Annotated in this window: 2 protein-coding genes; both read left to right on the plus strand. The window is 64.4% G+C overall.

Annotation, left to right across the window (positions count from 1 at the left end; translation table 11 throughout):
* The coding region (locus Q7A36_RS40030; RefSeq protein WP_305109364.1) for an SWIB/MDM2 domain-containing protein at positions 1-247 on the plus strand (247 nt) is incomplete at its 5' end.
* A gap of 478 nt (positions 248-725) precedes the next feature.
* Positions 726-1,128, plus strand: a 403-nt coding sequence (locus Q7A36_RS40040; RefSeq protein ID WP_305109365.1) for a nucleoside hydrolase, incomplete at its 3' end; no start/stop codon positions are given.

Raw genomic sequence — 1,128 nt, forward strand, 5'->3', positions numbered from 1 at the left:
CGGGAAGGCGAACGCTCTGCAGCAGCCGTTGAAGCCGTCCGAGGAGCTCGGCGCGGTGGTTGGTACTGAGCCATTGCCGCGTGGCGAGGTGGTCAGCAAGGTGTGGGATTACATCAAGGCCAACAACCTGCAGAACCCGGAGGACCGCCGCGAGATTCTGGCCGACGACAAGCTTCGCAAGGTCTTCGGCAAGGACAAGGTGACCATGTTCGAGATGAACAAGCACCTCGCCCAGCATCTGTCCTGAAGGCCAAGGGCCGCCCGTTCGCATGCGATGTCAGCGGTGACCTATCCGGCCCGGAGCCGCGAGACATCGCTGTACGCCGCGGCCAAAGCTCATCTAAAGCGCCTCGCTTACGAGGTGATGGGCGGGGAATGCGGTTGCGACATCGCCGCGGTCCGGCCTGGTGAGCGTTCTTCCTGATCATCACGGAGTTTAAGCTCGGCTTCACCCAGGGCCTGATCCTGCAAGGGATCGACCGCCTGCGAGGCGCTTGCAGATATCGAAAACCCCGGTCTGGGTCAGCCCGACCTGGGCTGCGATCGCGGCATAGGTCTGCACCGCCTGACGCAGCCCAATCACCTGTCGCCGGCGCTTCTCCTACGCGTCCGGCGTCAGGCTCCAAATGTCCACGTGTCTCATAATGTCACTTATTCCGGCACAGCACGCGGAGCCTTCAAGAACGCCACGGCCCGCTTAATGATCTTGGGAGGAAGCTGGAAGTATGACGACCCGGACGCAGCGGCCCTTGGCGCATCGACCAAAGCTCGCCAGCCTTCTCCTGGCTACGCTGTTGTCCCTGGTCTGTCTCCCTGCTGCGGTGCGTGCCGGGCCTGCCCCGCCCGACGGACGTTGCTACCTGATCGACACTGATATGGAGATCGACGATGTCCGGGCGGTCGCCCTGCTCGCGCGCACCGGTCGGGTTGCAGCTGTGGTGGTGACGGAAGGCATTGCCCGCACGCCCCAGGGCGTGGGCGCGCTGCAGGAGGTGCTCAGGCGTGGTGGGCAGGACGACATCCCCGTTATCCGCGGCGCCAGCGCCAACCCGAAGTGGCCAGAGCAACTCGGCCCCGATCTTCAGATCTGGCGGGCGAATGCGGAGCGCCTCAACCACCTGCTCGAAG

This window comes from Paracraurococcus lichenis, from assembly GCF_030657435.1.
Lineage (GTDB): Bacteria > Pseudomonadota > Alphaproteobacteria > Acetobacterales > Acetobacteraceae > Paracraurococcus > Paracraurococcus lichenis.